This window comes from Rhodococcus sp. PAMC28707 (assembly GCF_004795915.1).
In the GTDB taxonomy this organism is placed as follows: Bacteria; Actinomycetota; Actinomycetes; order Mycobacteriales; family Mycobacteriaceae; genus Rhodococcoides.
The window spans coordinates 4,570,794-4,593,729 of the sequence record NZ_CP039253.1; the positions used below are offsets into that span (position 1 = coordinate 4,570,794).

Sequence of the window (22,936 nt, forward strand, 5' to 3'; positions counted from 1 at the left end):
GCGCGGGGAGCTATGTCGGTCATCGACTCCATCGGCCACATGTAGGTGTCGCATCGGCTCATCAGTAGACACCGCCACCCCTGCTCATCGAGCCGCCACACCCACGCGCAGGGAAGAATCCGTCCGACCGACGCGCTGTTCGCACGTTGGAGACGCTACGGATGGGGCGGAATCTTCGGTGGCTATCGAGCCGATGACCGAGTGGGCGGCGATTCGCGGTCGACCGAGGTGTTAGACGCGAGTTCATCACGTAGTGCCGTGATCTGGATGGTGAGTTCGGCGATCTGCTTCTGGGTTGCAGCTTGGTTGACGTCGTCTTGTTCTGCAACTTTCTGCACGAGCCAAGACGCCAAAGTCGCTGTTACAACTCCCAGCAGGGCAATGCCGGCGATCATGAGCGCGACTGCGATGCACCGACCGGTTGCTGTGCTGGGGCTGTAGTCCCCGTATCCGACAGTTGTCACAGTCGCAATGGACCACCAGAGTGCGTCGGGAAATGTTTTTATATTGCCGGTCGGTGCGGCTCGTTCGACGTCGAGCATGGCCAGTGATGCCACGAAGACGAGCAGGACCGTTCCGCTGACTGCGTAGGCAACCACGCGTCCTCGCAACGCACCGCCGATCGAACGTTGCAGAAAACTTACCAAGGTGAGCAGGCGAAGCAGTCGGAGTGGGCGCAGGACCGGCAGGGCGACGATTGCTAGTTCATGCAGGTGCAGTCCGAACCATCGAGTTCGCTGATCGGCCAGCGTGAGCCGTACGAGATAGTCGACGCCGAACAAAACCCAGATCACCATGACGGCGTTTTCCGCGACTTGTTGGCCGAAACCAGCCGGCTGGGTCAGCACCGTCCAGGCGTAAATCGCAAGGAATGTCATTGCGGCACCTGCCAGAGGCCATTCCGTTGACCGTTCCCATCGCTCGTAATTCATGTGGAGGCACTGTACCGATCGACTGGGGCTAACGACGATGCGCTTCGCTCCCATTTCCCAATTCATGAAGTCCAACAAGCGAAGCCGCATCGCAAAGAGCACGGGCTCGATGCTCTGTGATCGTCTCCTGGGTCGAGACCTCGATGCGTCTGCCTTACTGGTGGATTCGAGGCCTCGTATCCCCGCTCGATACGCGAGATGCTCGACAACCCCGGAGCAGGTTCGATATCGGCCAATCGATCGGTTGACACGGGAGCTAACCGACCATGTGGGTGCGGATAGCTGTTCTCCGGTGATGTACTGCACAATTAAGGTGTGCAGTACGTAATCGAAGATATCGACGCAGCTGAACTCGCCCGCCGCCGAGCGATCTACGTTCCGCTCACGGAGGCCGTCCGCGACCTCATCGACGCAACCATCCGCACTGAGGTCGACGATACCGTCATCACTCAGGTACGTGACGAGATCGCCGCTGCGACGGCAAAACTTCGTGCAAAGCAGATCGCCGGGTCATATGGTCTGCGGAAAACCCCCGTTGGCGATTCAGTGTCTTGGGGCAACGTCGCGGTGGGCCTGCGCAATGCGATCGCACCCCCCATCATGGTCGAGTCTTCCCCTGATGGGCTGCACTGGGCCGAGCTCACTCTCGGTGCCGCCTATGAAGGTCCGACCGGCCTGGTGCACGGAGGGATCGGAGCGCTGATCCTCGATCACGTGCTCGGGGCTACCGCGAAGTCCGTCGCGCCGAGCTTCACCGGCACCCTCACTCTGCGTTATCGTCGCGGTACCCCGTTGGGCACGCTGCGTGCCGAAGCCCGTGTAGATCGCACAGAAGGCCGCAAAGTGATTGTCACCGGAACACTGTCCGACGCCGACGGCGTCACGATAGAAGCAGAGGGCATCTTTATCCGCCCTGTGACGAGCTGATAACTGAATAAGACCGAAGCGACCGTCGTTGCACTACCAAGTGGAGGCTTCTTGACGATTGTGGCCACTCGAGTTTCGCTGTTGTGCACGACGAGCACAAAGAAGTAGGCGAACCTGATGGCTGGTCCATGGATCTTCGATGGTGGGGTCTGATGATGCACAGGGAGCGTGAAGCCGATACTGTGACGAACAGATATATGGGTGATGGATCTCGCCCGAGCTGATCGCAAGCTCGAACCGCCACTGTGGCTGATAGTTCCTGCCGACATCGACAGATGGGTAGGTTCCTCATGGCTTTTCCAGCGTCACAACAGCTGATCGTGACAGCAATTTCATCCGCCACCATCCCGTATGGATTGGCCGCGGCAGCTCTCGACGCTCACTGATGGACAATCGCGACAAGGCGGTCAGCGATCGACGCCCGGAGCTACCCGACGACCCCGATGACCTCGCAGGCCCTCGAAGTCTTCCCCTGCATTTCCAACCGCAGGCGATCGCATTGGTGTTCGTTGGTGGAGCGCTGGGGACGCTTGCGCGCTACAGCGTGGAGGAGACCCTGCCGCATACCAGTCCAGGCTGGCCGTGGGCCACGTTCGCGATCAACCTGGTCGGTGCGCTCGTTCTCGGGTCCGTCCTCGAGGGGCTTGCGCGATTGGGCGCCGATACCGGGTGGCGTCGACGAGCGCGGTTACTCGCCGGAACCGGCCTGTGCGGTGCGTTCACCACCTACAGCACGCTGGCGCTCGAGGCCGATACCCTCGGTCGCGACGGACACAGTGCGATCGGTGTGATCTACGCGATTACCAGCGTGCTCGCCGGTGTGGTCGCCGCGTGGGCAGGCATCACGATTGCGTCGAACCTGCATCGGTGGCGTCGGACGGAGCGGCAGTCATGACTGTCGTACTGCTCGCTGTTGCCGGCGCCACTGGTGCCGTAGTGCGTTTCGTCCTCGACTCGATCATCAAGAGTCGATGGAAGACTACATTTCCATGGGCGACGTTCGCGATCAACGTCTCGGGTTCTCTGTTGATCGGGCTTGTCGCGGGAATCGTGTTGTTCCACAGCGGCCCTGGTGATCTCCAGACCATTATGGGAACAGGATTCTGCGGTGGTTACACCACGTTCAGCACCGCGAGTTTCGAGACCGTGCGATTGGTGGAGCAACGACGCCGACTGTTGGCGCTGACGAATGCACTCACCACGATGGTGGCTTCCATTGCCGCCTGCTCGGCCGGCCTGGCCATCGTCTACGCATTGTGAATTTCATCCAACGATGAGAGGCATACCTATGAGCGACTCCACCGACAATCAGCCCACAGCCGGAAACCGGCGCCACCGCATCGACGGCCATCCCGCCCGTACAGCGGCGACGGCCGAACTCGTCGTCGGATGGGACGGCCGCCCGCCGAGCACATCTGCCGTCGAGTACGCGGTCGATCTTGCAGAGCGGATCACCGCACATCTCCACGTCGTGCACATCGTCGATATCGACGACCTCCCCATCGATCCTGACTCGTCGGACTACGAGACCGAATTGCGCGCCACGCTCGACGAGCAGGCCCGCCATGCACGAGAGCTACTCGACGGTCTCGACGCGAGTTGGACCTACCACGCCTGGCACGGCTCGCCCGCCGATCTGCTGGACACTGTTGCTGATGAGTACCAAGCATTGATGGTGATCATTGGCAGCCCACGTGGGGGATTCATGTCGTTCCTCGACTCCATCGGTGGGATGTCGGTGTCGCATCGGCTCATCAGTAGACACCGGCACCCCCTGCTCCTTGTGCCCCAATCCGGAACTTCGATCAGGAACCCGCACACGTCGACGTGACGGTCGAATTCGCGAAGGTGACCACAGTAGGTTCGGTCACCCGCGCAGGCTGGACGGCACCTCGAATCGACTGCCGCATTGCGCGGCGAGGTAGTCAGCTCCCTTCGACCGCGAGTGTGGCGTTGAAGGAGCTCCGGAACCCCGCGGTGATGGTGTTCGCATTGGCACCGGGCTCATCCAATGTGAGCGCGACAATGCCGTCGGCGTTCTTGTCTCACGCAATTGTGTTGTCTGTCAACACAATTGTCAGACCTTTTCGATGATGGTCGCGGCGCCCATGCCGCCCGAGACGCTGCTCTTACCCTTGCCGCGTGGTCTACGAATCGCCTCGTAGATTGCAGCTTCGGTAGTCATGGGAAATCCTTTCGGTTCCGACTGCTTACAGCGAGCGACTGATGATTTCCTTCATGATCTCGCTGGTGCCGCCATAAATCTTGTTGACGCGAGCTGCGGCGTACATCTGCGCAATCGGGTACTCCATCATGTAACCGTAGCCGCCGAAGAACTGCACACACCGGTCCACGATGTCGATGGCCTTGTCGGCTGCGATGAGCTTGGCCATCGAGGCAGTTGCGGGGTCGTTCTTGCCGTCGATGTATTCCTGGACGCAGTAGTCGACGGTTGCCTTGACTGACAATGCTTCGGCCTTGAGTGCTGAAAGCGCAAACTTGTTGTGCTGGAACTTGATCAGCGGCTTACCGAAGGCTTCGCGTTCCTTGCTGTATTTGATGGCTTCGAGTACAGCGGCTTCGGCCATACCGGAGCACACCGAGGCGATAGCCAGACGCTCGCGAGCGAGCTGCTCCATCAGCTGGTAGAAGCCGATCCCTTCCTGCTCACCGAGCAGGTTGGCGGTAGGCACGCGCATGTCGGAGAAGAACAGCTCGCGGGTATCCTGGCCGTGCTGGCCAACCTTCTCCAGCACACGGCCGCGCTCGAACCCGGCGAGCTTGTCATTGGTTTCCGCGACGATCAGCGAAACCCCCGCCGCGCCTTGGGAAGTATCGGTCTTGGCGACGATAACCAACAGGTCGCAGTGACTGCCGTTGGAGATGAAGGTCTTCGAGCCGTTGATGACGTAGTCGTCGCCGTCGCGGCGCGCGTTGGTCTTGATGGCCTGCAGATCCGAGCCGGTACCGGGCTCGGTCATCGCGATTGCGAGGACCAACTCGCCGCTGATGATGCCTGGCATCCAGCGCTTCTTCTGCTCATCGTTGCCGTAGGTGTTGATGTAGTGCGCCACGATGGGCGAGTGCACGCTCCATCCGCTGGCAGTGTCGTGAGCGAGAGCAAACTCTTCGGCGACAATGGCCGACATCCCGAAATCGCCCCCGGCGCCGCCGTATTCCTCGGGCAGGTCGAGTCCGAGCAGGCCCGCATCGCCGAGCTTGTTCCAGAACTCACGGTCGACCTGATGGTTTTTCGCCCAGCGGTCCTGGTTGGGAGTGGCTTCCTTCTGAAGGAAGGCTGCGGCGTGCTTACGCAGCTCGAGGTGCTCGTCGGTCTCCCAGGAAGCGCGGTAATTGGGGAACAGTTTCGACATGGCTATTTCACTCCATTCAGGGGGATGTCTGCCTGTGCGGCAATGTCTTCGAGCTCCGCGGTCGTCTTCTCGGCGAACGCCTTCTGCATTTCTTCGTGGGTACCGTCGACCCCGAAGGTCTCCAGGGTGCGCGCGAAGAAATGCGGTTCGACTGCTCCGAGGGCGACATAGCCGTCGGCAGATTCGTAGATGCCGTAACCGGGGAATGCGCCACCGAGCATGGCGCCGTCGCCCATGATCCCGTGACGAACGGCGTCACCGGCGCGCTGGGCAGCCTCTTCGAGAACTACCCGATACGACGCCCCGGCCCCGGTCTTATTGCGGGCATGCAACGCCGCCAACGCAGTGCAGACAGCGCGTTCGGCGCCGAGCATGTCGGCAATGGGCACTTTCGGCATTGCCGGCGGCGATAGCGTGCCGTGCACTGCCTGATAGTTGAGGTCATGGCCGGGCACGTCGGCCCGGTTGCCGTCGTGGCCGACGATCTCGATCAGGCACAACCGCGGAACCGTCTCCTGCGGGCGGGAAAGTCCCAGCCGCTTCAGCGCAGACGGACGCATCGAGGTGATCAGCAGGTCGGCGTCGGCGAGTAGTGCGTCCAGCTTCGCGCGCTCCGCCTTGATATCAAGGTTGATGACGCTTTGCTGACGTATCAGGTGCTGATACCAGTCCGGTGCCCCGGCGGCCAACGGATCGCCCGAAGGCGGTTCGACCTTTGTGACGGACGCACCGAATTCGGCAAGCCGGGCGGCTGCTAGCGGCCCGGGCAAATTGATGGCCAAAGAGACGACGCGTACATCGTCGAGTAGTTGCACAGTAGCGACCTCCATATCCACAACTACAATACGTATGTATTGGATAGCAGTCAATCGTAAAGGTTGTTACCCGAGGCCGTAAGATGAGCGCAACCAAGGAGGGCACATGGTCAACCCACGGACGGCGAACGACGATCTCACGGCCAAAGCACGTATCCGGAACGCTGCGCTCGACCTGTATGCCCGCTCCGGTGAGGACCGCGTCTCGCTGCGTGCAGTAGCTGCCGAGGCCGGCGTGACGCTGGGGTTGGTGCAGCACCACTTCAAGACCAAAGCAGGCCTTCGCGAGGCGGTAGATCAGCTGGTCGTAGATTATTTCGAAAATGCGCTCCGCGAGATCCCCGAGATAGAAACTCATCCTGCTTCGGTGGCGGCACGCGACGAAGCAGTCCGCCACATGCTCGAGGAGAACCCGACTGTTGTCAACTACGTTCGGCGCGCCCTTCTCGAACCTTCCGGCGAACCCATCCACCTGATCGACGCGCTCGTCGAGCTCACCCGGCGCGAAGTCAGCGCCCAGCGTAAGACCGGAGTGGCGTCACCACAGCGACGTCTGTCAGCTCAAATCGTGTCTGTGTTGGCACGTCAAATGGGTGAACTACTGCTCAGCCCGTTGGTGGACGCAGTGTGGGACCGCGCAGCAGAGCCGTCGGACGGTAAGAAACCCACTCTTACCATCCGCGTCGAGGACTGATCAGTCCTCCGCGTTCGAGCCTTGTCGACTCAATTCGAGCAATTGAACGATTTCGTCGTCGAATGCCTCGGCAGCCTGAAGATTCGAGCAATGTCCCACTTTCTCCAACTCGACATACCGGTGCAGAACACCGCGTCGCCGCAAGACGGCTTCGATGACTCGCCCGGCCTCGGGCGGCGTCAAGCGATCCAATGCACCGACCAGCACGGTGCACGGAATGTGCAGTTTTTCCAAGCCTTCGAGAACGTCGAGCTTGAAGAGTCCCTCACCCCACTCATTGCGAATTCCGGTGGGAACGCTCGTCACCATCGCCCGCAGGAAGTCCGCCTGGGCCAGGGTTGCCTGCGGCGACATTGCGATAGCGCGGACTGCTCTGGAAATGGGTGCGCCCGCTGGCACACTCAATCGGGCGCGCATGACCAGGCTCAGCAGAGGAGCGCGGATCGCGCCGTACCGGCCCGCGAACGGCATCACCCCGGTAGTGGCCCGGAAACGCGCGGCCACCGTGTTCGCGAGCAGCGCCGCAGACGCAAGAGTGCGCACCTGCTCGGGATGCCCTTCGGCCCACGCCATGATCGTGATGCCGCCGAAGCTGTGCCCGACAAGCACGGCCGGCTGTTTTGGTGAGACCGTCGCTTCGAGCACCGCTGCAAGATCGTCGCCGAGCACCTTGGGGTTTACACCCGCACGGCCGAGTGTACTTCTGCCGAGCCCTCGCTGGTCGTAGGCGATGACGCGGTACTGGTCCCGGAATCGATTGATCTGTGGATTCCAGTATTCGAGCCGGCAGGCAAACCCGTGAATCAATACGATGGGCTGAGCGTCCGCTGGCCCGAATGACCGCACGTGGATTTTCGCACCGTCGGCAGTGACGACCGTGGTTTCGACCCAAGTGGCCCGCGGGTTGAGCAGCCCTCCCTTGGCCGCGGCACCTGCTTTGAACTCGGCTTCGATGTCCATCGGCACTCCCACTCTGATTCCTATACGGTTGACCAGCAGACCATACCTTCGTAAGGTTGTGACTACGAGCACACCCCTGCCGCTTACCGAAGCGCGAACCGTACGAGGTAATCGAGGGCGAAAAGAAACCACACTTGACTCGACGGGTGTAAACGAATCCGGTATCTCCTGTCGGACACCGGATTCGCGGTCCTTGTCTCACGCTCCGCCATCACTGGCGTGAATCGAGTTGCCTCCGGAACGACCGACTCACTTCTGTGTACCGAAACAGGAGAGCTATTCGGACGCTGGTCTGGAAGCTGGCTCTCGTTGCCGGTTGAATGAATGACTGCACTGGTTCACATGAAGTAGTCGGCGCGGCTGACATAGGTTTCGGACACGAAAAGCACTCCCGGTGAGGCGTCGAGAAATGGCCTCAGGCCGGCGAGGAGCACCTCGACCTTGGTCTCTGGAACCACGGTGATCAGTAACTCCAGTGCTGCTTGCTGATTGAACAACAATCGGCCCTGGCGATAGCCATGATGGCCGAGGCCCGAAACCCCGGACACGCTGGTGAAGCCGGTGGCGTCGGCGTTGCGAAAGAGTTCGCGTACTGCTGGTGCGTCGTCTCCGGTGACGACGATTTCGATCTTGGTCATCTTTGTCAGGCCTGTGTATGTCATCGGGTTGTCTCCTGCTCGTGGGGGATAGGTGTTGTCGAATGTTCGTCCCAGCGCTGCCACCCCATGCGGGTGTGTCGTTGCCAAGGTTGTTGGGGGTGTTCGCGTGCCGCCAGTGCTATCCACTCGTTGTCGACGAGATCCTGGAGCATGGGGTTTCGGGCGATGATCGTGGTGATGTTTGCCAGGGGTGCCTCGACTATGGCCAGCAGTCGCATGGGTTCATGAACGAGCAGACCATCGTGAGTAACGGATTGTTGTGGCAGCCCGAGTTGTAGATCTCCGCCATGTCCGGCGAGTACTCCAATACCGGCAATGACATTGTGGATGGTCTTTGTACCGGCTCCGAATGCGTGGGGTGCGACAGTCGAAAAATAATATTGGCAGTTGATCCACTGCGCTACCACCAGAGGAGCGGTGAGGATCGTCTCGAGGGCGGTGCCGTCGGGATCGGTTGCAGCTTCATAAGAGTGGAGGAATGCGCGACGGTTCAGGTCGATACCCCTGGTGGTCGTGCGTGGCCCGATGATGAAGGCGGCATTGGATGCGAGACCCCATTCGGGGTAGACCTGTGCCCAGTCGGCGGCTCGGGCTCGAACATGGTGGGCCGCTCGGGTTGGTGACGGAGTCTTCGGTGCGCCTGGAAGGACCGTGCACCGCTCGACGGCCAGCGCACTGCTGACGATGTCGAGGTCTGCGGTCAGCCGTGCAAGGTCGTCCCTGTGACTGTTGGGCGCCACATGGGTATCGAGAAGCACGACGCGGTCGGTGGTGGTGTTGTGTTGTGCCGCAATGAAATAAGTGCCATCTCCAATGTCGATTCCGTAGCTGCGAAGTTCCCTGCGGACGGCTTGCGAGTTGAGTATGGCGGCAGCAGTGCGGGCTGTCGGGGCGCCGGGTTGTCCGCCACAGGCACCGCAGTCGAGCGATGCTTGATAGGGGTTGTTTTCGGTCTGGCTGGCGTGTGCGCACATCACGACCAAGCGCGCAAACCCGTCGGTGAAGCCCATCGTGGCCAACGCTGCTTGCGCGATACCTACTTGCTGGTCCAGTGCGATCGTGTCGTCGACGCTGATCACAGTGGGTGCCGGTGGTGCAATGAGGTGGCGCACTCGGCGCCTGACCGCGGCGCTGGCGGCGGGTGCCAGCGTCTTGGCCGCGGCCCAGGGACCCGCCACCCATCCGGCTACCTCTGCGAGGGTGAACGGTGCAACAGCAGAGTCTTTCGCACTATGGAAGGACGCGTCGGCGGCTGCCAGCCTCGAGAGCCCTGCTATACGGCGGGCGGCAGCGGGTAGCGCGTGCGTCGCGGGGTGTTCGCCGACATCGTGGTTGGGAGGAATCAGCACCGGGCAGAGGTCGCTGCTGGCGCCACCAGCGAGATCGGTGAATCGGATTGCGGCGGCGAAGAATCCCGCGAATCCGAGAGTTCGATACCCGTCGAGTGCTTCGAGGTGGCGACGGAGGCCTTCGGATCGGGTGTCGATGCAGCACACCATCTGTACATTGACTGGTTCGGACGCAAGGGTTGGAGGAGTGCGCTGCAAGTCGCTGAGTAGCGCGTCGCGGTAGTGCGCTTCATAGGCTTCCTGCCATATGGCGGTGCGCGCGATGTCCGGCAGGACAGCAAGAACCCGAGCTGCGGCAGTTGACTCAGGTTCCGTAACCTTGGCGATACCCCAAGCCTTCACGAGAGCTTCCGACCGTTGCCGGGCTGATGGGACCTCCGATGCCATTGTGATTTCCGAGTTGTGTGTGTCTCCCTGTCCGCTACCGGCAAGCATTATTGCCTCGTACGACATGCGGATCGCCAAATAGTCCACTAAGTCGATTCCAACTCCTCGTTCGGAGCACCACCGCACGTGGGCGGCCCATCCAGGCAGACGAGTCAAGTGTGCTTGCACGTAGGCGGCTCGCGAATCATCATCGATATCAAGCATGTCCAGTGCCGACAGCACAGCTTCGTCGGCTCGGACAGGTAGCTTGCGCAACTCTGCCCTGACCTGGCGGGGCAGAGTGTGGTCGCGATGTGCGAGCCCATGCCAGGCTGAGAAGAATCCATTCTCACGTCCAGGCATCGGCCAACCGGTTGCGGTGGAACCCAGAAAGGCAGAGCACCATTTGGCTGTTTGAGCATCCACGGTGTCAGCGACGACGGGTATGGACACCTCACTACGAGTACGGTTACTGCGCAGCAAATCAGGGGGTGGGGTGCCGTACAAAAGGTCACCTCTCAGGAGCTGCCCCGGTGTCGAGAACTCACTGCCGAGTTCCACCCGGGGACCGTTCATCACACCGGGAAAGCGTCGTTGCAAAACGCTGTCGATGTCGGCATCGGTGATTCGGCCGTCCCGATACAGCAGACGAAATGTCTGCTCGGACAGCGTGGCCTGCGCCCCGTAGAGACCAGCGGCCCGGTGAGTGGCTTGCTCGAACGGCATTTTCTCGAGGCCGGCCAAGGGATTGACCGCGATGAAGGTCTCGACAGGGTAGTGCGTCGGCAGCACCCGCGCGGCCAAGGCCACCTCTGCGCGCAACTTGGCTCGACGGGTTCGGCTCGACGAGTGATCGACGGTTGTGGTCATCGGTGTGCTCCTGTCATGAGTGAAGTAGAGGCTGGTACAGCGCGAGTCGACCGCTGTTCGGGCATGCTGACATGCCCGGCACTGAGTGCTCGCACGTAGAGCGTTCGATGCAGAAACCCCCAGGGGCCTGCATCATTCGCGTACCGCACCACCGTGACGCCAACGAGGACGCCGGCGACCGCGATGATGAGCCAACTGGCCGCAGCGGGGGGTGTGTAGTCGGGCAAGTCCGAGGTCATCCATCCGGCGACGGCACCGACGAGCCACACATAACCCGCCGATGCCACCGCAAGCATCGCCACTGCTGACAGAGCACGGCCGATGTCGAATCGTCGTTCGAGCCACCCCATGGTCGCCGCTGCTGCGGTTGCCCACGCGAAGATCAACAGCGCGTACCCGGACTGGTGTTCGCCTGAAGGGAGAGGGAACACCAGCACTGCGACACCCAGTGTCAGGGCCGGTACTGCAACCGAACCGAGAGCAACTACCGCGTACCGAGTCCGGGTGTTCCGCATTTCGGGCGGTGCGAAGGCAATTCGGCGGTGACGGTTGACAGCCGACCCGGAAGAGAGGAACAGAGTCGCTTTGTACAGGCCGTGTGCCACCAGGTGGAATGCCGCAGCAGCATAAAGACCCAGCCCGCAGGTCAAGGTCATGAAACCCATTTGCGCCATGGTCGAATGGGTAAGGGCACCTTTGATGTCGGGTTTGGTCAGCATCAATAGCGTCCCGTAGATCATGGTGACTGCACCGGCGAACACCACCAGCCCCATCGCCACAGCCGAGCCGTTGACCAGAGATCCCAATCGGATCAGTAGTACGCCGCCGGCATTGACCACCCCTGCGTGCAGCAACGCCGACACAGGTGTTGGCGCAGCCAATGTGGAGGGTAGCCAGCGGTGAAACGGAATCTGTGCGGACCGCGACAGCGCTGCCAGGGCGAAGAGGCAGGCGATTGCTCCTGCGCTCAGGGTCGAGTCGCCGAGGTCCATCCCGTTTGCCGTCGCCAGTTCGAGGTTTCCCGAGTGGACGGTCACCAGCACGACAGCCAGCCAGAGTGCGATATCCCCGACCAAAAAGGAAAGTGTCGTTCGTCTTACTCCATCTCGCGCTGCGCTCAGGTGGGAGTAGGTAGCGAGCAGGAGACATAAGGCCACCCCCGCCATCGTCCAGAACACTGCGAGACCTATCAGAGTTACCGAGATCATCAAACCGATCGAAGCGGAGGTGAGCAGACCTGCCGATGCCGAGAACCATCGTGCCCGAGAATCGCCCGCCAGATAACGGACAGCGAAACTCTGCGCGACGGCGCTCACCCCGAACACCAACAGCATCAAGAGCACGCCCAGCCGATTCGCCGCCACCCCGGCGAGGACGATTCCGTCGTCACCTCTGATCGACATCGACACATCGCGCTGCGAAAGAACGGCAATGCCCAATCCCCCCGTGACGAGGAAACACCCGGATGCGACCCAACCGCCCAGTTGCCGGGCCACGCGAGGTCGACGAGCATCCAGGCCCAGCGCTGCCGCAGCAGCGAGGAGGGGTAACACCAACACCCCGATGAGCGCAGCTGCAAACACATTCTCAGTACTCATATGTAAATTGATACATGCATTGCAATTCAGGTGTCAAATCACCTGTAATGTGGTTGGGGTGATTGGAGAAAGTCGCGTTCAGAGACGGAAGCTGAGGTTTGTTTCCGGTGACAGAGTTCCTGTCAGCCGCAGACCCGGCTAGGCTCCGGATATGGCGGAATGGACGTTTTTTACCAACCACGCCCACGCGCTGTTCTGTATCGCTCGCGACCCGGACATTCGGGTACGCGATGTGGCCCAGAACGTCGGCATCACCGAGCGAGCAGCCCAGGGCATAGTGAGTGACTTGGTGGATTCCGGCTACCTCGACCGGATCCGGGACGGTAGGCGCAACTCCTACCGTGTCCGTGATGATCGGCCGATGCGACATCCCGTCGAACGCGGACACAACATCGGAGAGATATTGAACGTGCTCCTCAGCCCGTCGGGAACCGATGTGCCTGCCACAGCCGAGTCCCCGTCTTCATGACACGCAGCGGGGTGCCACTGCGAGGTCAGCGCGCGTAGTACTCCCTCATCGACTCGGCGGCCACCACTTCGCCGTCGGAGACGATGGTCAGCGAGGACCCATCGAGTCGATACTGGGTTCCGTCGGCGGGGTTGGTGGCGACAAATCCGCCGGCAGAGGGCCTCGGGTCGTCAAGTTCGATCCCAGCAGCATCGGTGATGCGGACGCCCTTGTAGTAGTAGCGGCCGACACCGGTTTCGCAGACCACGATTTTGGAATCGGTGGTGCGTCCGATGGCGACGGCGAGGTTGTCGGCGTTGCATCGCGGGCCGGAATTGCCGAGGAAGCCTTGACTGTCCGCGCCGGAGACGGGGATCGCCCGAGCGCGGGTGGGTGCGACCGGAGCGACCGGAGCGACCGTCGGGACGACCGCTGTCGGCGGCTTTGCCTCCACGTTCGGTGCGCTCTGGGAAATCGGAGCAGCAGCCGATGGTACTGCAGCCGTGTTGGATTCGATGTCCGGCGCGAGTGTCAGCCATGCAACAGCCGCGCCGAGTCCAAGTACCAGGACGACGAGGAGGGTGATCGCAACTGGAAGAAACGTGGAGCGGTGCGGCCCCGGTTGGGCGAACGGGTCCGGGGCTGCATTCGGTCGAGGTGGGGGAGGAGGTGCCGCTGTGCCCCAGGCCTGCGGTCGGGGATGGACGGCATCGCCAACTTTGGTCTGTCGATATTCACCGACGCTGCCAACTGCCGTGCCGTCGAGCGTGCGACCGACGATCGCGGTGGCCTCGGCGCGGTCCGGCGGAGTCAGGGCAAGATGCGCGGCGCGCGCGAAGTCGCCTGTACTGGCGAACCGTTCATCAGGGTCCTTCGCCAGACCGCGGACGACTACCGCATCGAGTGCACGGGGGAGGCCCGGCCGAGTGAGGCTGGCCCGAGGCGGCGCGGTCATGAGATGCGCTTTGATCAGTTGACTGACGCTGGTCGCCGGATAGGGCGCTGTTGCGGTCAGGCATTCGTACAGCACGCAGGCCAGGGAGTACGTATCGGCGCGATCGGTGACCACATCGGCGTCGAATCTTTCGGGTGCCATGTAGGCGTACGAGCCGATCGCGGTGCCCTGGGTGGTGAGCTGTACGTCCGAACCTGACCGGGCAATACCGAAGTCCACCAGATAGGCGAAGTCGTCTCTAGTAAGGAGGATATTTTCCGGCTTGATGTCGCGGTGAATCAAATTGTCGGCGTGCGCGGCGTCCAACGCTGAGGCGACCTGTGCGACGATCGCGACGGCGCGGCTCGGTGACATCGGACCCTGCGCCCGGAGCGTCGTACGAAGATCGTGACCGGCGACCAGCCGCATGTCGATGAAGAGTACGCCGTCGATCTCGCCCCAGTCGTGAATGGGGATGATGTGTGGTTCTCGAAGACGCGCTGCCGCTCGCGATTCGCGGCGGAACCGTTCCTGATAAGTCGGATCGTGCGCAAGGTCGGGCGAGAGCAGTTTGAGGGCGACAGTGCGGTCCTTGACCGTGTCATACGCCTCGTACACCTCACCCATGCCGCCCTTACCGAGCAAAGATCTGAGCTCGTAGGGGCCGAACCGGCTTTCCTCGCGGGAGTCTGTCGTGATCTGATTCATCGAACCTGCTTCGTGTGTGCCGAGAAGAATACAAACGATGATCCAGTCAGGTTTCGCTGAATACTGTAAATTCGTTACGTCGTACTGCCTCGATCGTGCCGGACTCCAGCGGGTCCGAAGGAGCGAACACCTTGTCGGACATCTTGTTGATATCGGGAAGCTTGCGCGCAAAGTCGAGTAATTCGGCGTTGCTCCGCACTGCCGCCACCCTGACTCCTGACGGTTTCCGCGGCGTGCCCTACGTGACGAACGCGGCCAACGCCCATGCGTCGCTGCGCCTCGTGCTCGACTACACCGATGCGGCGATCGTCGACGCGGCATGCGCTCATCTCCCCGTGACTCCGGCAATGATCGACGAGAACGGCTTCATCACCGATGGTGTGGTTCGTGAGGGAATTTGCACTTCGCTTGTCGCACTGTGCCATCGGGTGCGATTCGCAAGCTGACTGCAGCCGGTACCCCACCTTCAGCCGACCAGGTCACGTCGGAGATAGACGGGGAACGCGCATGCGCAAAAGATGATCGCGACGACAAGAAGAATTGATAGATCAGCGTAGTTTGCCCCGTTGACGAGGGGGTTGCTACCTGCGAAGTAGTACCAGGGGCTGACCTTGGTGAAGCCGGCAAGTGAGTCCGACAACGGGAGGAAAGCGTTGAGCGCGAAGGCAAGTACGGCAAGCGCCGCAGGGATGGTCGCGGCGAGCCGGCCGTCTCCGGTAAACGCAGCGATCAGAACCGCGACCGCGCCGAATACAATCGCCAACAGTGCGCTGTGCGCGCAGGTGCCGAACACACCGGATGCGTCGATACCGAGGCCGCCGGTCACATCCCCGACTATCAATCCGGCTGCGACACCGAGTGTCGCAAGCAGGACGTGCACAATCATGGCGGCGGTCTTGGCGGTAAGAAAAGCACTGCGGCTCAATGGAAGCGATAGAAGTACGCCCACGGTCTTTGTCTGCTCCTCCCCGCAAATCGCTTTGGATGCGGAGAGAATCGCAACCGCGATCAATCCTCCGGGCACGACCAGCGAGACCATCTCGGCATTCAACCACCCCGCTGGAGTGGTCATGTCCGCACCAGCGAGTAGCTTGCCGATCGAGTCCGTGAAATTGGCAGGCAGGGCGACCAATGTGTCCTGCAACGGCGGCCACAGCGCCCCCGTCAGGGCACCCATCGCGACCATCGCCGCAGCGACGACACCCACCAGTGTCAACCGGTCTCGCAGGGCGAGGGCCGTCACCGCTCGGATCTGCCGGCGACCGCGCGGTCGTGCCGAGCCCGCGGCACCGTGGTCTGAGGTCGTTGTCATCGTGCTCATCCCTTCAGGTCACGGCGGTCGAACGCGACGGCCGCAATCATCGCCGCAGCGAGGGTAAGTACGGCGAGGATCAGGACGTGCGGTAGATCGACGCCATGACTCAGCGGCTCGCTGGAGACGTAGTAATACCACGGGCTGATTCGCGCCCAGTCGTCGAGATGTGCGATCGGAAGCATCGAGTTCGACACCCACGCCGCCACGGCGAGACCGCCTCCGACGCCGGCGGCTATACCGGGATCGCCTGCTACTGCGCCCGCGGCCAGCGTGATCGCCCCGAACAGCAATGCGAGCAGATACAGGTGCAGACACGCCGCTGCGATGTGACGGGGCGTGAGCTCGTCGACACCGAACAACATTGCCGACAGAACCGTAGCGGCGCCGAACACGATCGTTACCGCAGCAAGAGCCGCGCCCACTCCCAGCGCTTTCTGCGCCAGGATCGACCGTCTGGTGACCGGCTGGGCGGACAGCAACGCCATCGTCCCGATCCTTTCCTCCCCGGCGGTTGCCGCCGCCGAGGTGATCACCGCGTACGCGATCAGGGCCAGCGGCGCGATCAGGTTGAACAGCTCACCGATCGCATAACCACCCGGTCCGGCCGGGATGAACGCAGTGACTGCGTCGGGCATCGCGTCCGTCAGATCGGTCATCACGTCCTCGAGCCCGGAGCTGATGCCGGTCACGAAGAATGCGAACAGTGCCAGCACGACGCCCAGTGCGGCGACGGCCATCCGGCGGTCGGTCAGTTCGCGAGTGAAGATGTCAGTGGGCATCCGATGGATCCTTCTTTGCACCGTCTTCTGAGTCTTCGGAACTGCCGCGGTAGTAGGCCAGGAAAATCTCCTCGAGGTCGGCATCGCGGGTGTGTAGATCGACCAGTTCGTGCGCCATCGCCGCCTCCAAGATGCCGTTGATCGGGCCGTCGAATGCCACGGTTGCGTGGGTGCCGTCCACGATGACTTCACGGACGGTGTCCACTTGCGCGAACAGCTCCGGTGACACCGGCTCTGCGAACTCGATATCGAGTCGCCGGATCGCTTTGGCCTGCAGGTCCGCGATGCGCTCTACTGCTACAAGTCGGCCTTCTCTGATGATGCCGACACGTCCGGCGACGCGTTCGACCTCGGACAGGGTGTGCGAGGACAGGAACACTGTGCGCCCTTCTTCGCGTACCTCGTGCAGCATCGTGTTGAACTCGCGCTGCACCAGGGGGTCCAGTCCTGCGGTCGGCTCGTCGAGAATCAGTAGATCCGGTTTGTGCATGAACGCCTGAATCAACCCGATTTTTTGCCGATTGCCGGTGGAGTAGTCACCGACCTTCTTCGACAGGTCTGTTTGCAGCCGCTCCGCGAGCTGATCGACGTACTTCTGGTCGACCCCGCCGCGAAGGCGCGCGAAGTACCGCAGCGTTTCCGCTCCGGTCAGTTTGGGGTACAGGGCCAGGTCCCCAGGCACATACCCGATCGCGGACCGGATTTTCAACGAATCCTGGTGCGAGTCCATCCCGAGGATGTGTGCGCGTCCCGAGGTGGGTCGGATCTGGTCCAGAAGTGTCCGGATCGTGGTCGACTTGCCTGCACCGTTGGGGCCGAGGAATCCGAATACCTCACCGCGTTCGACTTCGAGGTCGAGATCGCGCACCGCAGTGAATGCGCCGAACTGCTTCGTAAGTCGATCGGTTCTGATCGCAGGCTGCTCCGGCATCCTTGGCATCGTGTCCCTCCCGGTAGCGGTGGGTGATCGGTTGTTGCGGCCGTTCCGTCGGATAATCAGTGTACGAAGAATCCGGTACCGGTTTCTTCGATTCCGATCACACTCATGCTCGACGCGACGCGGGTGTTTCTGCCGCGATCCGCGGCGCATGTAGCCTGAAACTACTCACCATGTAGTAGTTCGGTGTTGATGCGGGAGGATATCGTGCTTGAAGATGCATTGCCCTTGAGTTCGACTCAAGCTGACATCTGGTATGCCCAACAGCTCATGCCGGACATCCCCTTCACCATCGCCTATTACGTGGACATCACAGGTGAGGTCGATGTGGACGACTTACTCGACAGTGGATTGCAGGCACACCTCGAATTCTCTTCGTCGAGCATGCGCGTCGTCGACATCGAGGGACGGCCCGCTCAGGTATTCACGACACAGATCCATGACGTCGCGCAGATTGTCGATCTCAGAGCACACCCGAGCGCATTGAGTTCTGCGCTCCAATGGATAGACGACGACTGTCGATCCCCGCTGCCGATGGATGGGCCACTTGTCCGGTTGCGGCTCTTTCGTCTCGCCGATGACCATGTGCTCTGGTACACCCGAGCCCACCACATCGCGCTCGACGGCTTTGCATCGATGAAAGTGCTCGAGCGGGCCGCCGCGATCTACTCGGCCTCCCGAGCCGGGACCGAACCGGAACCTCTCCACCTTTCATCCCCGGCCGCCCTTGTCGACGAGGACGAAAGATATCGAACGTCCTCGCGATTCGAGCGTGATGGACGGTTTTGGAAAACTACGAATCCTGATGCAGCAGAATCCATTCCGGTTACTCTGGGCCGGGCGGTGCAGCCCGAACCGTTGTCCATGACGATCGGCGCGGACACCGACGCGCACCGGACGTCTTCGGCCGTTTCATGGTCGGTCGGCGATCGCGCAACATCGAGTGTGGTGATCGCTGCGTTCGCCGCTTTCCTTGCGCGCATGACAGGTTCCGACGAAGTCCACTTGTCGTTGCCGGTGTCGGCGAGGACCACGGCATTGCTACGCCGTGCCGGATCCTCGGTGTCGAATGTGGTCCCTCTGCGATTGTCCGGAGTCGGATCGGCCACGGTCGACAGCGTCGTCAAATCGACAGAAGTGGCATTGAGTGGAGTATTGCGGCACCAGCGCAGCAGACCCACTGCAGCGGTGAGTGGATCTCCGCTTCGCGTCGGCCAATTCGGGCCCACCATCAACGTGATGATGTTCGCCAACAACATCACCGTCGGTGATTTGGACGGTCAGATCCACATCGTGACGACGGGTCCGGTCGCCGATCTTGCGGTCAATATCTATCCGAGTAGAACTGCCACGCAACCCCGTATCGATTTCGAGGCGAACCCGGCCGTATACACAACCGGTGATCTATCCCGGTATCACGTCCGCTTCTTACATTTTCTCGATGGCTTCACCGAACCTGGTTGCGGAGACACCGCTGTGGCGGATCTCGAGCTCTTCTTTCCCGAAGAAACGCGAAGCTCGCCCGTGTCCGTCGGCGCAGATGCCGAGAACTCGACTTCGCTGATCGAAGTGTTCGACGAGGCGGTCCGTCTCTACGGCGATCGGATTGCTGTCCGCGATACCGAAGTCGTCACGTATACCGAATTGTCCACGCAGGTCGACCGTCTCGCCCGTGCATTGATCGATCGCGGAGTCGGGCCCGAGGACATGGTTGCGGTCCGCGCGTCTCGATCGATCGCCGAAGTCGCGGCGTTCTGGGCAGTAGCGCGAGTGGGCGCAGTGTACGTCCCCATCGACCCGAACTATCCGCGGCAACGAGCTGAGTTCATCCTCCGCGACTGCTCTGCAAGGGTCGGCCTGTGCACATTCGAGCACCTCGAATCCGAACTGGGGGAGGTGCAATGGATAGACATCGGCAATCCCGCCGAACCGCCGCGCTCCGCCGCTGCTGTCGTATCGGCCGAGTACAGGGCACATAGCGCGGCATACCTCATCTACACCTCTGGCTCGACCGGCAAGCCGAAGGGTGTGATCGTCACTCACGACGGGATCGGTGCACTCACACAGCACATTCGAGCCAGTTACCACCTCGACTTCTCGTCGCACATCTGTCATCTCGCCTCACCGGGGTTCGACACTGCAGTCGTCGAAATGCTGGCGGGCGCGATCTCCGGTGCGACAGTCGTGATCGCGCCTCCCGGCGTGTATGGCGGACTCGAACTCGCTGAACTACTTTCACGCGAATCGATCACCCATCTGTTGATCACCCCTTCGGCTCTGGCCACACTCGATTCATCAGAGCCGAACGGCATCGAGACCATCATCATCGGTGGTGAGGCTGCCCAGCGAGACATCGTCGATCACTGGTCCCAGAACCGCCGCTTGCTCAATGCCTACGGGCCGACCGAAACGACATGCAGTGTCACCATGACCGACCCGATGCATGCAGATGAGCCGATCGGGATCGGCACGGCCATGACGGGAGCGAAGATCTACCTCCTGGATCGCGCCCTGCACCCGGTGCCTGCCGGTGCCACCGGAGAGATCTTCATCGAGACACGCGGGCTGGCCCGCGGATACCTCGGCCGCAGTGCTGAAACCGCGACGCGGTTCCTCGCAAACCCGTTCGGCAGTAATGGTTCACGACTTTTCCGTAGTGGCGACCTGGCGCGTCACCTGGCGGACGGAAACCTCGAATTTCTCGGCAGAACAGACGATCAGATCAAGATCCGAGGAAACCGGGTCGAACTCGGAGAAATCGATGCGGTACTTCGTGCGCATCCACAGGTCACTGCAGCATCCTCGACTGTGCGTTACGGTCCCGATGGCGGGCTACGCATCGACGGATACATCGTGCCCATCGAGCAGGCCGTCGATACCCAGCAGATTCGACTGGATATATCGCAGCGGTTGCCGGCCCACATGATTCCGTCGACAATCACGATTCTCGACGCGATCCCGCTGACGGTCAACAAGAAACTCGACCGCGCAGCACTCCCCGTGCCGGCGCCGCAGATTCAGCCGAAGGTACGCGGCGTCGAACCATCGGGTTCCACCGAAGTTGCGATCGCAGCGGCGTATGCGCGCATTCTCGGTGCCGACCACGTCGATGTCGAGAGGTCCTTCTTCGACATGGGTGGCGATTCGCTGGCAGCCACTAGAGTTCTCGCCCTCGTTCGCGCTGATACCACCGTGGAGGTCGGCGTGCGAGACCTCACCGATGCCCCTTCGGTCCGTGCTCTGTCCGCGCTGGTGGACGCCCGGTTCACCGACCGGGGGTCGGCCTACTCATCTGGTCTCGAGCGGGGCCGCTCGGACACTGCGGCGTACATCCCGCTCGCTCCGCAGCAGCGCCACATCGATCGAGGCGCACGCCTTCCGTTGTACAACTTGCCGTTCACCATAGAGATCACGGGCTCGTTCGACGCTCAGGCGGCGCAAGCAGCGCTCGCAGATCTGGCGGTCCGCCATCGAAGCCTGAGGACGGTGTATCCGGATTCGACTTGGGGCCCAGCGCAAGTCATCGATCGGACTTCTCTTCTCGACGGACCGGTGTTAGGTACGACTGCATTCGATGCCGACGTGGTAGATGCGGTATTGGCAGAACCATTCGATGTTCGGTCCGAGCGTCCCATCCGGGCGCAGCTGTTCTCGGTCTCTTCCGATCGTCATCTGCTTGCGTGCGTGGTGCACCATATCGCCGCAGATGGATGGTCACTTGGTGTGTTGGCGTCGGACTTCGTTCGCGCATACAACGCGCGGGCCGCCGGCAAGACCGCTGAATGGACAGAACTGCCGCTGGAGTACTCCGACTTCAGCGTATGGGCCGCAGCTCGGTCCACCGCCGCCGATATGGAGTTCTGGCGCAAGGAGTTGCATGGAGCACCACCAGATATCGGTTTGCCCCTGGACCGGCCGAGGCCAGACCTGTGGGATTTCTCCGGTGCCCGAGTTTCGCTGGAATTCGACTCAGCTGTCGTGGACGGGCTGGACGGGCTCGGTCACCGTACCCGGACAGGACGATTCACCGTACTTCGGTCAGCACTGCTCGTCCTTCTGGCGCGGCTCAGCACGACTGCCGATATCGTTATCGGCACTCCTGTTGCAGCTCGAGACGATCCGAGGTTCGAGCAACTCGTAGGGATGTTCACAAATACGGTCGCCATCCGCACGAATATCGCGTCCGCGCGAACGTTCGACGATGTCCTTGCCCTGGCGCGTACCAGCGAACTGAGAGCACTCGACCACGCAACTGCCCCGTTCGTCGACGTCGCGGGTGAACTCGTCGAGGACCCCGTCGATTCCGTGCATCCACTCTTTCAAGTCGCCTTGTCCCTCGATATCTTCACCACTTCGAAGTTCGACGTTGGCGACGCCCATTTCGAGGTCACTCCACGTCCACTGGATATCGCCAAATGCGATATGCATGTCCATGTCACCGAGCGCCGAGATGCAGCGGGGCTTGTCACCGCAATCGGGGTGGACATCGTCTATCCGACGGCATTGTTCGACGGTACGACGGTTGCCGAGTTCGGCCAGTCGTACGAGCAGATCGTGCGGGATATCGTCGCCGATCCGACTACGAGTTGGAACGCTGTACCCGACTGAAGCACAAAGCCATTCGTGAAACGTCCGCACCGGTCCGAAATCGATCCGCAGTTCGGTGAGAACTACTACATAACGTGTAGCATAAATGTGGTGGGGCAAGCACACCCGTGACCGGAAGTAGGAAACCAAGTGTCCACGATCAACGGCCTACCAGCCCACATTCTGTTGATTCATCTCATCGTCGTCCTCGCGCCACTGACTGCACTTCTTGCCGTCGCGGCAAGTGTGTGGGCAGGGGTGCGTCGAAGATTCGTGTGGTTCATCGCGGCTTTGTCGGTGCTGATTCTAGTGATGACACCACTCACCACAGATGCTGGCGAATGGCTGGAAAAGCGCGTTCCGAAGTCTGCATCCGTAGAGACGCATGCTGAACTCGGCGATACCATGCTCTACTTCGCAATCGCTGCTGTGGTGGTTGCAGCACTGCTGGTACTCCTGCATCTCCGTGAACGTAGCGAGAGGCCGCCGATGCAGTGGCTATCGGTTGCCGTCGTGATTGTGGCTGTCCTTGTCGGGGTGGCAACGATCGTCCAGGTGTATCGGATCGGAGATTCCGGTGCGCGTGCAGCGTGGGGTGACACCGTCACTTCTGCCCCCGCGGAGGATGGCCCGAGCAAGTGACGGGAAGCCGACGGCGAGAACTGAGATCCCGCCTCCAGCCAA

The 22,936-nt window shown here is 61.4% G+C and carries 20 protein-coding genes and 1 riboswitch; of the genes, 9 read left to right on the forward strand and 11 right to left on the reverse strand.

The features are described from left to right. Positions 1–182: 182 nt before the first annotated feature. Positions 183–878, reverse strand: a complete 696-nt coding sequence (locus E5720_RS20870; RefSeq protein WP_348769839.1) for a potassium channel family protein — start codon at positions 876–878, stop codon at positions 183–185. A gap of 369 nt (positions 879–1,247) precedes the next feature. Between E5720_RS20870 and E5720_RS20875 the strand changes: the two genes are divergently transcribed. The 4 genes from E5720_RS20875 to E5720_RS20890 all read left to right on the forward strand — a co-directional run bounded on the left by E5720_RS20875 (position 1,248) and on the right by E5720_RS20890 (position 3,690). Beyond that, on the forward strand, positions 1,248–1,859 hold the full coding sequence (locus tag E5720_RS20875) for a PaaI family thioesterase (protein ID WP_136172209.1): 612 nt from the start codon (positions 1,248–1,250) through the stop codon (positions 1,857–1,859). Between the two features lie 191 nt (positions 1,860–2,050). Next, positions 2,051–2,128: riboswitch (Fluoride riboswitch) on the forward strand. 116 nt (positions 2,129–2,244) lie between these two features. Further along, on the forward strand, positions 2,245–2,754 hold the full coding sequence (locus tag E5720_RS20880; RefSeq protein ID WP_136172210.1) for a CrcB family protein: 510 nt from the start codon (positions 2,245–2,247) through the stop codon (positions 2,752–2,754). After that, complete coding sequence (crcB, locus tag E5720_RS20885) at positions 2,751–3,119, forward strand: fluoride efflux transporter CrcB (protein ID WP_136172211.1); 369 nt, start codon at positions 2,751–2,753, stop codon at positions 3,117–3,119. The genes E5720_RS20880 and crcB overlap by 4 nt, the downstream gene beginning before the upstream one ends. A 28-nt stretch (positions 3,120–3,147) precedes the next feature. Continuing rightward, on the forward strand, positions 3,148–3,690 hold the full coding sequence (locus E5720_RS20890) for a universal stress protein (RefSeq protein ID WP_136172212.1): 543 nt from the start codon (positions 3,148–3,150) through the stop codon (positions 3,688–3,690). A 379-nt stretch (positions 3,691–4,069) separates the two neighbouring features. On the opposite strand, the gene E5720_RS20895 is transcribed toward E5720_RS20890, so the two are convergent. Both E5720_RS20895 and E5720_RS20900 read right to left on the reverse strand, forming a co-directional pair. Then, positions 4,070–5,233 (reverse strand): acyl-CoA dehydrogenase family protein, encoded by a 1,164-nt coding sequence (locus E5720_RS20895; protein WP_136172213.1) that lies wholly within the window; start codon positions 5,231–5,233, stop codon positions 4,070–4,072. Between the two features lie 2 nt (positions 5,234–5,235). Next, complete coding sequence (locus E5720_RS20900) at positions 5,236–6,063, reverse strand: CoA transferase (RefSeq protein WP_136172214.1); 828 nt, start codon at positions 6,061–6,063, stop codon at positions 5,236–5,238. A 91-nt stretch (positions 6,064–6,154) separates the two neighbouring features. Here E5720_RS20900 and E5720_RS20905 point away from each other — a divergent pair, with 91 nt between their 5' ends. Next, the gene (locus E5720_RS20905) at positions 6,155–6,742 is read left to right on the forward strand and encodes a TetR/AcrR family transcriptional regulator (RefSeq protein ID WP_136172215.1); all 588 of its coding nucleotides are present in this window, start codon (positions 6,155–6,157) and stop codon (positions 6,740–6,742) included. Here E5720_RS20905 and E5720_RS20910 read toward each other — a convergent pair whose 3' ends face one another. The 4 genes from E5720_RS20910 to E5720_RS20925 form a co-directional block, all read right to left on the reverse strand. Next, positions 6,743–7,702, reverse strand: a complete 960-nt coding sequence (locus E5720_RS20910; RefSeq protein WP_136172216.1) for an alpha/beta hydrolase — start codon at positions 7,700–7,702, stop codon at positions 6,743–6,745. 338 nt (positions 7,703–8,040) lie between these two features. Further along, positions 8,041–8,364: a transcriptional regulator gene (locus tag E5720_RS20915; RefSeq protein ID WP_136172217.1), complete on the reverse strand. Its 324-nt coding sequence runs from the start codon at positions 8,362–8,364 to the stop codon at positions 8,041–8,043. Next, positions 8,361–10,946: a DUF2309 domain-containing protein gene (locus E5720_RS20920; RefSeq protein ID WP_136172218.1), complete on the reverse strand. Its 2,586-nt coding sequence runs from the start codon at positions 10,944–10,946 to the stop codon at positions 8,361–8,363. The genes E5720_RS20915 and E5720_RS20920 overlap by 4 nt, the downstream gene beginning before the upstream one ends. Continuing rightward, positions 10,943–12,544: a proton-conducting transporter membrane subunit gene (locus tag E5720_RS20925; RefSeq protein ID WP_136172219.1), complete on the reverse strand. Its 1,602-nt coding sequence runs from the start codon at positions 12,542–12,544 to the stop codon at positions 10,943–10,945. The genes E5720_RS20920 and E5720_RS20925 overlap by 4 nt, the downstream gene beginning before the upstream one ends. A gap of 151 nt (positions 12,545–12,695) precedes the next feature. Between E5720_RS20925 and E5720_RS20930 the strand changes: the two genes are divergently transcribed. Continuing rightward, positions 12,696–13,013: a helix-turn-helix domain-containing protein gene (locus tag E5720_RS20930; protein ID WP_136172220.1), complete on the forward strand. Its 318-nt coding sequence runs from the start codon at positions 12,696–12,698 to the stop codon at positions 13,011–13,013. Between the two features lie 25 nt (positions 13,014–13,038). Here E5720_RS20930 and E5720_RS20935 read toward each other — a convergent pair whose 3' ends face one another. Then, entirely contained in the window at positions 13,039–14,634 is a 1,596-nt protein-coding gene (locus E5720_RS20935; RefSeq protein ID WP_136172221.1) for a serine/threonine-protein kinase, read from the reverse strand. A 131-nt stretch (positions 14,635–14,765) separates the two neighbouring features. Here E5720_RS20935 and E5720_RS20940 point away from each other — a divergent pair, with 131 nt between their 5' ends. Further along, positions 14,766–15,080, forward strand: coding sequence for a hypothetical protein (locus E5720_RS20940; protein ID WP_210729918.1), 315 nt, complete (start codon positions 14,766–14,768; stop codon positions 15,078–15,080). Positions 15,081–15,100: 20 nt separating this feature from the next. Here E5720_RS20940 and E5720_RS20945 read toward each other — a convergent pair whose 3' ends face one another. From E5720_RS20945 to E5720_RS20955, 3 genes are read right to left on the reverse strand one after another with little or no spacing between them, the layout of a single operon-like run. Further along, complete coding sequence (locus E5720_RS20945) at positions 15,101–15,946, reverse strand: ABC transporter permease subunit (protein ID WP_168708395.1); 846 nt, start codon at positions 15,944–15,946, stop codon at positions 15,101–15,103. 5 nt (positions 15,947–15,951) lie between these two features. Then, positions 15,952–16,728, reverse strand: a complete 777-nt coding sequence (locus E5720_RS20950) for an ABC transporter permease subunit (protein WP_168708396.1) — start codon at positions 16,726–16,728, stop codon at positions 15,952–15,954. Further along, positions 16,718–17,659 carry an ABC transporter ATP-binding protein gene (locus E5720_RS20955; RefSeq protein ID WP_136172224.1) on the reverse strand — a complete coding sequence of 314 codons (942 nt, stop codon included), beginning with the start codon at positions 17,657–17,659 and terminating at the stop codon, positions 16,718–16,720. The genes E5720_RS20950 and E5720_RS20955 overlap by 11 nt, the downstream gene beginning before the upstream one ends. Before the next feature lie 213 nt (positions 17,660–17,872). Between E5720_RS20955 and E5720_RS20960 the strand changes: the two genes are divergently transcribed. Both E5720_RS20960 and E5720_RS20965 read left to right on the forward strand, forming a co-directional pair. Further along, positions 17,873–22,273, forward strand: coding sequence for a non-ribosomal peptide synthetase (locus E5720_RS20960; protein ID WP_136172225.1), 4,401 nt, complete (start codon positions 17,873–17,875; stop codon positions 22,271–22,273). A 129-nt stretch (positions 22,274–22,402) separates the two neighbouring features. After that, on the forward strand, positions 22,403–22,894 hold the full coding sequence (locus E5720_RS20965; protein ID WP_136172226.1) for a DUF2231 domain-containing protein: 492 nt from the start codon (positions 22,403–22,405) through the stop codon (positions 22,892–22,894). Positions 22,895–22,936 lie beyond the last annotated feature (42 nt).

Excerpts from the sequence above, each read along its gene's own strand:
- E5720_RS20890 (WP_136172212.1), top strand. The coding sequence starts at position 3,148 with ATGAGCGACTCCACCGACAATCAGCCCACAGCCGGAAACCGGCGCCAC.
- E5720_RS20915 (WP_136172217.1), bottom strand. The coding sequence starts at position 8,364 with ATGACATACACAGGCCTGACAAAGATGACCAAGATCGAAATCGTCGTC.
- E5720_RS20925 (WP_136172219.1), bottom strand. The coding sequence starts at position 12,544 with ATGAGTACTGAGAATGTGTTTGCAGCTGCGCTCATCGGGGTGTTGGTG.
- E5720_RS20955 (WP_136172224.1), bottom strand. The coding sequence starts at position 17,659 with ATGCCGGAGCAGCCTGCGATCAGAACCGATCGACTTACGAAGCAGTTC.
- E5720_RS20945 (WP_168708395.1), bottom strand. The coding sequence starts at position 15,946 with ATGACAACGACCTCAGACCACGGTGCCGCGGGCTCGGCACGACCGCGC.
- E5720_RS20935 (WP_136172221.1), bottom strand. The coding sequence starts at position 14,634 with ATGAATCAGATCACGACAGACTCCCGCGAGGAAAGCCGGTTCGGCCCC.
- crcB (WP_136172211.1), top strand. The coding sequence starts at position 2,751 with ATGACTGTCGTACTGCTCGCTGTTGCCGGCGCCACTGGTGCCGTAGTG.
- E5720_RS20910 (WP_136172216.1), bottom strand. The coding sequence starts at position 7,702 with ATGGACATCGAAGCCGAGTTCAAAGCAGGTGCCGCGGCCAAGGGAGGG.
- E5720_RS20870 (WP_348769839.1), bottom strand. The coding sequence starts at position 878 with ATGACATTCCTTGCGATTTACGCCTGGACGGTGCTGACCCAGCCGGCT.
- E5720_RS20950 (WP_168708396.1), bottom strand. The coding sequence starts at position 16,728 with ATGCCCACTGACATCTTCACTCGCGAACTGACCGACCGCCGGATGGCC.
- E5720_RS20880 (WP_136172210.1), top strand. The coding sequence starts at position 2,245 with ATGGACAATCGCGACAAGGCGGTCAGCGATCGACGCCCGGAGCTACCC.
- E5720_RS20920 (WP_136172218.1), bottom strand. The coding sequence starts at position 10,946 with ATGACCACAACCGTCGATCACTCGTCGAGCCGAACCCGTCGAGCCAAG.
- E5720_RS20895 (WP_136172213.1), bottom strand. The coding sequence starts at position 5,233 with ATGTCGAAACTGTTCCCCAATTACCGCGCTTCCTGGGAGACCGACGAG.
- E5720_RS20905 (WP_136172215.1), top strand. The coding sequence starts at position 6,155 with ATGGTCAACCCACGGACGGCGAACGACGATCTCACGGCCAAAGCACGT.
- E5720_RS20930 (WP_136172220.1), top strand. The coding sequence starts at position 12,696 with ATGGCGGAATGGACGTTTTTTACCAACCACGCCCACGCGCTGTTCTGT.
- E5720_RS20900 (WP_136172214.1), bottom strand. The coding sequence starts at position 6,063 with ATGGAGGTCGCTACTGTGCAACTACTCGACGATGTACGCGTCGTCTCT.